This is a genomic window from Phytobacter sp. V91 (genome assembly GCF_965644225.1).
In the GTDB taxonomy this organism is placed as follows: Bacteria; Pseudomonadota; Gammaproteobacteria; order Enterobacterales; family Enterobacteriaceae; genus CBFFRJ01.
The window spans coordinates 1-8,600 of the sequence record NZ_CBFFRJ010000174.1 but is presented as its reverse complement, the minus strand read 5'-3'; the positions used below and the strand labels follow the sequence as shown (position 1 = coordinate 8,600).

General features: G+C 53.3%; 8 protein-coding genes and 1 pseudogene. 3 read left to right on the top strand and 6 right to left on the bottom strand.

The features are described from left to right. Positions 1-729: 729 nt before the first annotated feature. The 3 genes and pseudogenes from ACSZO4_RS23370 to acuR form a co-directional block, all read right to left on the bottom strand. A complete protein-coding gene (locus tag ACSZO4_RS23370) occupies positions 730-2,184 on the bottom strand; it encodes an AMP nucleosidase (protein WP_437891461.1) in 1,455 nt (484 codons plus the stop codon). A 156-nt stretch (positions 2,185-2,340) separates the two neighbouring features. Further along, positions 2,341-3,318 carry an MDR family oxidoreductase gene (locus ACSZO4_RS23365; protein WP_437891460.1) on the bottom strand — a complete coding sequence of 326 codons (978 nt, stop codon included), beginning with the start codon at positions 3,316-3,318 and terminating at the stop codon, positions 2,341-2,343. Continuing rightward, positions 3,315-4,021, bottom strand: a pseudogene (gene acuR / locus ACSZO4_RS23360) (acrylate utilization transcriptional regulator AcuR). Before acuR ends, ACSZO4_RS23365 begins: the two are co-directional and overlap by 4 nt. Positions 4,022-4,217: 196 nt before the next feature. Here acuR and ldtA point away from each other — a divergent pair. After that, complete coding sequence (gene ldtA, locus ACSZO4_RS23355) at positions 4,218-5,168, top strand: L,D-transpeptidase (RefSeq protein WP_437891458.1); 951 nt, start codon at positions 4,218-4,220, stop codon at positions 5,166-5,168. A gap of 95 nt (positions 5,169-5,263) precedes the next feature. Here ldtA and ACSZO4_RS23350 read toward each other — a convergent pair whose 3' ends face one another. Further along, on the bottom strand, positions 5,264-5,452 hold the full coding sequence (locus tag ACSZO4_RS23350; RefSeq protein ID WP_437891457.1) for a YjfB family protein: 189 nt from the start codon (positions 5,450-5,452) through the stop codon (positions 5,264-5,266). Between the two features lie 159 nt (positions 5,453-5,611). Beyond that, positions 5,612-6,517, bottom strand: coding sequence for a LysR family transcriptional regulator (locus ACSZO4_RS23345; protein WP_437891455.1), 906 nt, complete (start codon positions 6,515-6,517; stop codon positions 5,612-5,614). A gap of 124 nt (positions 6,518-6,641) precedes the next feature. Between ACSZO4_RS23345 and ACSZO4_RS23340 the strand changes: the two genes are divergently transcribed. Both ACSZO4_RS23340 and ACSZO4_RS23335 read left to right on the top strand, forming a co-directional pair. Continuing rightward, positions 6,642-7,031: a RidA family protein gene (locus tag ACSZO4_RS23340; protein WP_437891454.1), complete on the top strand. Its 390-nt coding sequence runs from the start codon at positions 6,642-6,644 to the stop codon at positions 7,029-7,031. Positions 7,032-7,156: 125 nt separating this feature from the next. Next, positions 7,157-8,116, top strand: a complete 960-nt coding sequence (locus ACSZO4_RS23335; RefSeq protein WP_437891452.1) for a quinone oxidoreductase family protein — start codon at positions 7,157-7,159, stop codon at positions 8,114-8,116. A gap of 206 nt (positions 8,117-8,322) precedes the next feature. Here the strand turns inward: ACSZO4_RS23335 and ACSZO4_RS23330 are convergent, their stop codons facing one another. Beyond that, positions 8,323-8,526 carry a DUF1471 domain-containing protein gene (locus tag ACSZO4_RS23330; protein ID WP_437891450.1) on the bottom strand — a complete coding sequence of 68 codons (204 nt, stop codon included), beginning with the start codon at positions 8,524-8,526 and terminating at the stop codon, positions 8,323-8,325. Between the last annotated feature and the right edge of the window lie 74 nt (positions 8,527-8,600).

Below are 8,600 nucleotides of genomic sequence, written 5' to 3'. Positions count from 1 at the left end.
ACAGCTCAGCTAAGGTAAGGCTAATACAGATAAGGACTCCACTGAACCCCACCGATTAAATCGCACCTTCCTTAGTGGAGGACTCATGTGATTTATTTTTGTAATGCGTTGTTGTTGATGTATTCACGAAGTAAATGAGTCCCCCCTTTTTTGTTCTATTGCATCCCTAAAGTCTGGCTGATATTAAAGGCAGCATAAAAAAATGGCAACCGTAGTGGTGGAATATGGGGTGGTGTAATGATTGGGTGTTTTTTATTTAGATTAAAACTGGGCTCTTAAGTCATTGTTTTGTTTGTTTTAATATTATTTATTGTACTCTTGCAAAGAGGTGTATTTTAAGAATATATCAATAAGCATTGTTGTGTTTATATGCTTTCTATATTTTTTGCCAGGGAAGGGGGAAGTGCAAAAGGTTAGGTGTTATTCCTTTGTTATTTCTGGTGGCGGAAAACTGCTTTTATTAGTTGTCGGTGAGCAGTTTTTAGTGCAGGCGCTTATCTGGGTTATATAAGGCCGGGGAATGGATTTAATATATTCCATATTTCAGGGTTATATAACAGAGCGGCAGAATATCTGAATTATTTTCCAGAAAGGCCTTCAGTGATAAATGGCCTTTTAGATATTATTCGATTAGTTATGCGAAGATTTGATACCTGTGCCCTTACTTTCTACCTGCTATTTATCTCAACATGTCACCCCACGTACCCTGTGCGGCACGTGGGGTGTTTCTTAACGGAAGGGCGGCTCGTTAAAGGTACGCAGTTTACGTGAATGCAGTCGGTCGCCTTCGGCACGCAGCAGATCAATGGCCCGAATACCAATTTGCAAATGTTCGGAAATCGCTCCTTCATAGAAGCGGTTTGCCTGGCCGGGAAGCTTAATTTCCCCGTGCAATGGTTTATCTGAAACGCAAAGCAGCGTGCCGTAAGGGACGCGGAAGCGATATCCCTGGGCGGCAATGGTGGCGCTCTCCATATCAATGGCCACTGCGCGACTGAGATTGAAACGTAGTGCCGAGGCGGAATAACGCAGCTCCCAGTTCCGGTCATCGGTGGTGACCACGGTGCCGGTACGCAGCCGCTGTTTGACCTCTTCTCCCGGCATGCCGCTCACCTCTTTGGTGGCGTCATAAAGTGCGCGCTGCACTTCAGCGATGCTGGGGATAGGAATATCCGGCGGCAATACGGCGTCCAGCACGTGATCATCACGCAGGTAAGCGTGGGCCAGCACGTAATCGCCAATCGACTGGCTTTCGCGCAGTCCGCCGCAGTGACCAATCATCATCCATACGTCCGGGCGCAGCACCGCAAGATGGTCGCAAATGGTCTTCGCGTTGGAAGGGCCCACGCCGATATTGATAAGCGTAATGCCCTGACCATCGGCGGTGACCAGATGCCATGCCGGCATCTGATGCTTTTTCCACGCCAGATCGGAGATGGCTTCTTCCAGCGCGCTGGTCTCAGCCGTGACCCAATGGCCGCCAGCACAGGAGAGAGCGACATAGGGGCTATCGGGATCGAGGATCTGGCTGCATCCCCAGCGCACAAACTCATCCACGTAGCGGGTGTAGTTGGTGAACAGGACAAACGGCTGGAAGTGTTCCACCGGTGTTCCGGTGTAATGTCGCAGGCGGGCCAGGGAGAAGTCCACACGCCGGGCATCAAAGTGCGACAGTGGGTAAAGCTCGGTCGGGTGGAAAAGGCCATCGGCAGTTTCATCGCCAATTTGCGCCAGCTCGGTGGTCGGGAAATGGCGGGTTAACCCGGCGCTCATTGAGCGGTCCAGCGTCAGCTCGGAGCCGTCAATCACGTACGGGTAAGGGATTTCATGGGCCGAGAGTCCGACTTCAATTCGCGCCCCGTAGTCCTGGCAAAGCAGGGTTAATTGTTCAAGGAGATACTGGCGGAACAGGGCCGGACGGGTGATGGTGGTGGTGTAGCAACCTGAATGGGTGAAACGGGCGTAAGCTCGGGTTCTGGGCGGGTTCGTGGCGCTGCCATCCCAACTTACGGAGAGCTCCGGGTAAACAAAGAGGCCTTTGATTCGCGATTCCGGCGTGGGAAGTGTGCCGGTTTCAATATAGACGCTGATGGCCTTGCGCAGGTTATTAACCGACTGGTCATACAGGGCTTCCAGTTGATCCAGTGCTGCAACAGGTGTCAGATTTGCACCCTTATCATTCATCATTAACTCCTTGTTTCACGGGTGGGCAGCTGTAAATGACAGTATGTCACAGCTTTATGAAACAATAACTGTGGATGAAGGGATTCAGAGGAAGTCGGTATGGCGGCGCATATTGAAGCGTAAAACCCGGCGCGAGCGTGCGCGCCGGGGCAGAAATTAGCCGTTGATTTTCACCAGCGTGCGGCCCTGGATTTTATTACTCAGGAAGTCGGCGGCAAACGCCGGGGCCTGCTCCAGAGCGATCTCTGTTGCGGCCTGCTGGTAGTAGCTTTCCGGCAACAGGCTTGCCAGGCGTTCCCAGACGACGCCACGTTCGGCGGTGGGGACCATCACCGAATCAACACCCTGCAAACGGACGTTACGCAGAATAAACGGCATTACGGTGGTTGGCAGGTCGAAGCCGCCCGCCAGACCGCAGGCGGCAACGCAGCCACGGTAGTTTGTCTGCGCCAGCACTTTTGCCAGCACTTTGCTGCCAACGTTGTCTACAGCACCGGCCCACAGTTGTTTTTCCAGCGGGCGGGTCTCTTCGAAATCGCTGCGCGGCAGGATCTCGTCGGCGCCTAACTGGCGTAAAAAGTCGTGGGTGGATTCGCGACCGCTTACCGCAACCACGGTGTAACCCAGCGCTTTAAGCAGCACAACGGCAGTACTGCCCACGCCGCCGCTGGCGCCGGTTACCAGCACTTTACCGCTTTCCGGCTTCACGCCCGCATCCACCAGCGCATCAACGCACAGCATGGCGGTAAAACCCGCAGTACCGATGATCATGGCATTGCGCGCACTTAATGTCTGAGGCAGGGAGACCAGCCAGTCGCCTTTAACGCAGGCTTGTGCAGCCAGGCCGCCCCAGTGGTTTTCACCCACGCCCCAGCCGGTCAGAATAACGGGCTGACCTGCAACAAAGCGCGGATCGCGGCTTTCGTTGACGATACCGGAGAAGTCGATACCCGGGACCATCGGGAACTGGCGGATGATTTTGCCTTTACCGGTAATGGCGAGGGCATCTTTGTAGTTAAGACTGGACCAGTCGACGTCGACCCGCACATCGCCTTCGGCGAGGGCTGGCAGGGTTGCCTCTTTTACAGCGGCCAGGGTTTTGTTTTCAATCTGTTCCAGAACTAAAGCTTTCATGACTGAGTTATCCTCGTCTGACTATGGTTTTCGGCATCGTGGCCGTCCTGTGCAGGTGTTATTTTTTAATAATGCTGTGCATAAAGAATTCCCAGTACTGGTTGAGCGGCTCGGCGGACGCAAAGAGTTTTGCGCGCATTACCGCCCCCTCCCAGCCGGACCAGAATACGCGGGCCATTTTTTCCGGCGAGGCGTCAGCGGGGAGCGTGCCTTGCGCCTGGGCTTCGGAAAAACAGCGGGCCACGCGCATCTCCCACTCGCTGAGGATGGCTTTTAAGCGTGCCGGGAATTCGTCGGGTAAGAGCGGCGTTTCCTGCAACAGGTTGCCAACGAGGCACCCGCGACGGAACTGGTATTTCGCCATCCCCTGACCCGCATGGTGAACATATGCTGTCATTCGATCGAGCGGCAGCATTGCTGTATCAAGCAAGATTTTGTCTAACTTATGGGCAAAGAAAGTGCCGTAGGCGGCAAGAACCGCAAGACCAAATTCTTCTTTGCTCTTAAAGCAGTGATAAAACGAGCCCTTTGGCACCGCGATATTTTTGATGACGGCGTCAATACCGGCCGACAGATACCCTGTCTCTGTCAGCACTTCCAGCCCTGAACGGATCAGCGCCTGGCGGGTATCAGTAAATTCGCGCTCGACTTTGGGGGGGCGTCCACGACGGGGTTTTTGTGCAGCGGGCGTTTCACTACTCATAATTTAGACCGAAAGGTTTAATTGCCTGCAAGACTACGCGCAAATAAAAAGCTTCGCAAGCGAATGATCCTGCGATGAGTTTTCCTGACGCTGGAGGAGGGCAAAATCTGCTTTTGTACAATCTGGCGAGAAATGCTGCAAAAAACGTTATGATTAACTCACGCTTGTTGCGTCTGAATAAAGGAAATCGGGAATCATGCGTTGTATGAAGTTGTTTTGTGGCTTTTTTATTGTGCTCGCAAGCCAGAGTACGCTGGCAGTGAGCTATCCGTTGCCGCCGGAAGGGAGTCGTCTGGTGGGTAACGTACAGGTTATTACCGTTCCGCAGGGGAACACGCAGCCGCTTGAGACCTTTGCCGCTGAGTACGGGCAGGGGCTGAGTAATATGCTGGAGGCTAATCCGGGGGTGGATCCCTTCCTGCCCAAAAGTGGAATGGAGCTGACCATTCCGCAGCAGATTATTTTGCCTTCTACCGTGCGCGAAGGCATTGTGGTGAACGTTGCCGAGATGCGCCTTTACTATTATCCGAAGGGCGGTAATACCGTTGAGGTGTTGCCGATAGGTATCGGTCAGGCAGGGCGAGAAACGCCGCGTAACTGGGTGACTTCGGTACAGCGTAAACAGGAAGGGCCAACCTGGTCCCCAACGGCAAATACGCGCCGGGAATATGCGAAGCAGGGGCTCACATTACCCGCAATGGTGCCCGCCGGGCCGGATAATCCGATGGGGCTTTATGCTATCTATATCGGTAAGCTGTATGCCATTCACGGCACTAACGCCAATTTTGGTATTGGCCTGCGCGTAAGCCAGGGCTGTATTCGCTTACGTAATGACGATATTAAATATCTTTTTGATAATGTACCGGTAGGAACAAGGGTGCAGATTATCGATCAGCCGGTGAAAGCCACCATCGAACCGGACGGTAGCCGTTGGGTCGAAGTGCATGAACCGCTATCCCGCAACCGGGCGGAATATGAATCAGACGACAAAGTCCCGCTGCCGCTTACTCCCGCGCTACGGTCGGTGATTAATGGCGATGGAGTTGATGTTCATCATGCGCAGGCGGTGCTTGAACGTCGTTCAGGTATGCCGGTCAATCTGAGCCTGCCCGCAGAAACAGCTCCCGGCTCCAGCGGCTTACTTTAAGCTCAACGTAAAAAAGCCCGCAATATCAGCGGGCTTGCTATCCTGTTTTGCCGGGTGGTGCTGCACATCTTTTTAGTGCCACCGGGCAAACCGGATCATGCGGTCGTGTTGATATTGCGACCAATCGCCGGGTTAGAAGGCAACTGCGGGATCTGATTAATCAGATCGACTGCTGCCGTCTCCTGAGCATCCAGCGCTTTTCTCAGGACCAGAGTACTGACCTGACTGTTGAGCTGGTATGAACTCAGACTGGTAGATAATGATGCTATCTGTGAGCTATCCATTCGATCATCCTGTTGTTGTGAAAAAACATCTAACAGCGTGAGGGAAAGGCCTCAGTATGTTATCGACTCATCTTCGAAAATCTTTAACAAAGCATAGCTGTTACTGCGCCACTTGCCGGTGGATATCTTTAATGTTCACACTGCCTGATAATCAATAGGTTAATCGTTATTCTGCTGCATCAGTTCAATTATCCAGTCAATAAACACGCGTAGTCTGGCATTGACATGGCGGTTCGGCGGAAATGCCAGGTACAGGGGCATGGGATTAATCCGCCATTGTTCAAATAAGGGAATTAAAGCGCCACAGGCCTGATGTGCTTTTGCCATATAGGTCGGCAGCGCAATCACGCCTAACCCTGCCAGGCCTGCCTCGAGGTAAGCATTACCATCATCTACAGCGAGCACATAGGTGCCCTTGATTTCAATATGTTCACTCTCACAGTGCAGTGCCAGAGGCGCAATCTTACCGGTGCGTGAGGACAGAAATCCCACTATGCGATGGTCGGTATTTTCCAGCTCTCTCGGATGCGCAGGGGCGCCAAGGCGTTCCACATAGCCCGGTGCGGCGTAGACGCCGATTGGCAAATCGCCGACATGGCGTGCTGTCAGGGACTGGTCGTTGATTTCGCCCCCGCGCAACACGCAATCCACGTTGTCGCCGATCAGATCCACCACCCGGTCGCTCACGCCCATATCGAACTGGATATCCGGGTAGCGCATGTGGAAAGCGGGTAGTGCCGGGACTATAACCAGGCGGGCCAACGGGCTGGGCATATCCACCCGTAGCCGCCCTTTGGGCGTAATCGCCGCGCTGGAAAGGCTGGTTTCAGCGTCTTCCATATCCGCCAGGAGGCGGATGACGCGCTCGTAGTAGACGGCTCCCTCGGGCGTGACGCCGAGCCTGCGGGTGGTTCGATGGAGCAACCTGACGCGCAGGCGCGCTTCCAGTTGCTGAATGAGCTGCGTCACCGTGGTTTTGCTCATATGAAGTGTCTGGGCAGCCTTTGTGAAGCTACCTGCCTCCACCACCCGCGCAAAGGCGCGCATCGCATCGAAACGATCCATTCCTTACCCTTTCTTTTCACCGATTGTTTGGATTTTACAAACAATGAAGAACAAAGTCGCTTGTTTATCCAGCCAGTCCAGCACCTGTAAAGTGTCATTTTGTTTATTCGGCAAAGGTACAGACATGACAACACGTGAAGCAGTATTTCCCCCCGGTCGGCAGGCGCTGTATGAGCGCAATCGCTATTCACCGGCCATCAAATCTAACGGCTTCTTGTTTGTTTCGGGGCAGGTGGGGAGTCGCGAAGATGGATCGCCTGAGCTGGATCTCAACGCGCAGGTCAGGCGGGCATTCGATAACCTTAATGCTGTTCTCGCGGCTGCAGGCTGCACATTCGATGACGTGGTTGATGTCACCCTCTTTGTCGTCGATCCCGAGTCGAACCTCGAAACTATCTGGAGTATCCTGCCGGAATATTGGGGGGAAGCGCCTTACCCCACGCTGACCGGGATCGGCGTGACGTGGCTTTACGGATTTCAGTTTGAGATTAAGGCGATCGCCCGGCTGCCTTAAGCGTTACGGGTCTTTCCGCCAGTCGTAAATTCAATAGGGCAGCCCGCGCTGCCTGTAAGGTATATGCCGGATCGGGGTAGTTTGCCAGACAGGTCTGGATTTACTGATGAGACAGAGGAAAATTGATGAAAGCAGCGGTTTATGACGCGGAAGGAGCGCCCGGCGTCCTGAAATATGTCGATATCCCGGATCCGGTCACAGGGCCTGACGACATCCTGATTTCTGTCGAGGCTATCTCGATTGAAGGTGGAGATCTGATTAACCGCCGTTCAACTCCGCCGCCTCTTCCTTCATGGATCGTCGGTTACGCGGCCGCGGGCACAGTTATTGCAGTCGGATCGAAAGTCCGTAGCCGTACGGTTGGGGACAGAGTCGCTGCTTTTCACATGCAGGGATCGCATGCGGAACGTTGGGCTGTGCTCGCGGAACGAACCTGGCTTATACCAGATGGGGTGGATATGGCAGAAGCGGCGGCGTTGCCGATTTCTTTTGGAACCGCGTATCATTGCCTTTTCACTCGAGGCATGCTCCGGTACGGAGAAACCGTCCTTATTCAGGCAGCAGCTGGTGGCGTGGGGCTAGCGGCCGTTCAGCTTGCTTCACAAGCAGGCGCAACGGTCATCGCCGTGGCAAGCGGAACGCAGCGAAGAAGCCGGTTGCTTGAACTTGGTGCCGACCATGTCGTGGATCGTGCAGAGAATAACATCGTGGACAGTGTCCGACAGTATACCCATGGCACCGGTGTTGACCTCGTCATCGATCCGGTGGGGATTACATTGCCTGCTTCGCTTTCTGCACTCGCTCCGGAAGGACGTCTCGTCTTCGTTGGTAATGCGGGCGGTGGCAGTCTGACTGTCGATTTGTGGCCGCCAATGCAGTCTAACCAGACACTCATGGGGGTATTCATGGGCCCCCTTTTTGAAAGGCCCGGAGTTCGGACAAGTGTGGACAACATGTTGCAGGCTGTCGTAGCAGGGCGCATCAGGGTTGTCATTGACCGCATCTTCCCCTTGGCTAACGCTGCCGCGGCCCACGAATTCGCTGAGACAGCGAAACCGCTTGGCCGCATCGTTATGAAGCCATGAGGCGCGTTTGACCAGTATGAGTGCGCTGGGGTAATTACCTGGTTCTGGTGTCAAGGCTAAGTTCAGATGTCAGGGGTAGGGCAGAGCTGAAATGTCCGCTCTGAGCCAAAAGCGGTCATAATTTTCCATACCAGGGGTAATCTTGTGTTATTTGGTCACCAATAGTTATTGAGTCCCTAAGGGACTACATGCCCCTCAGGTATTAATTACGAGATTATCCTTGCCATGATCCGAACTTTATTATTACCTACTCTGGCTTGTATTATTTTATATGATAACCCGCCTTCTTTTTTGACCAATTGCCGAATTTCATTTTCTGTACTATCAAGCGTGTCACCAGTTGCGGTGACTGTTTTAGCAAATACGGGAAGCGTAAAAGCGATGCATAATAGAGCTATCAATGTTTTCATATACCCAAGTAACTTCAAGATGCAGGATGGTAGTGCTTAAACAACCTATCCCTACGACTGACTTGGGTTCACTG

Bases quoted from the DNA above. Each gene is read 5' to 3' on its own strand.
- ACSZO4_RS23370 (WP_437891461.1), bottom strand. From the start codon at position 2,184: ATGAATGATAAGGGTGCAAATCTGACACCTGTTGCAGCACTGGATCAA.
- ACSZO4_RS23365 (WP_437891460.1), bottom strand. From the start codon at position 3,318: ATGAAAGCTTTAGTTCTGGAACAGATTGAAAACAAAACCCTGGCCGCT.
- ldtA (WP_437891458.1), top strand. From the start codon at position 4,218: ATGCGTTGTATGAAGTTGTTTTGTGGCTTTTTTATTGTGCTCGCAAGC.
- ACSZO4_RS23350 (WP_437891457.1), bottom strand. From the start codon at position 5,452: ATGGATAGCTCACAGATAGCATCATTATCTACCAGTCTGAGTTCATAC.
- ACSZO4_RS23345 (WP_437891455.1), bottom strand. From the start codon at position 6,517: ATGGATCGTTTCGATGCGATGCGCGCCTTTGCGCGGGTGGTGGAGGCA.
- ACSZO4_RS23340 (WP_437891454.1), top strand. From the start codon at position 6,642: ATGACAACACGTGAAGCAGTATTTCCCCCCGGTCGGCAGGCGCTGTAT.
- ACSZO4_RS23335 (WP_437891452.1), top strand. From the start codon at position 7,157: ATGAAAGCAGCGGTTTATGACGCGGAAGGAGCGCCCGGCGTCCTGAAA.
- ACSZO4_RS23330 (WP_437891450.1), bottom strand. From the start codon at position 8,526: ATGAAAACATTGATAGCTCTATTATGCATCGCTTTTACGCTTCCCGTA.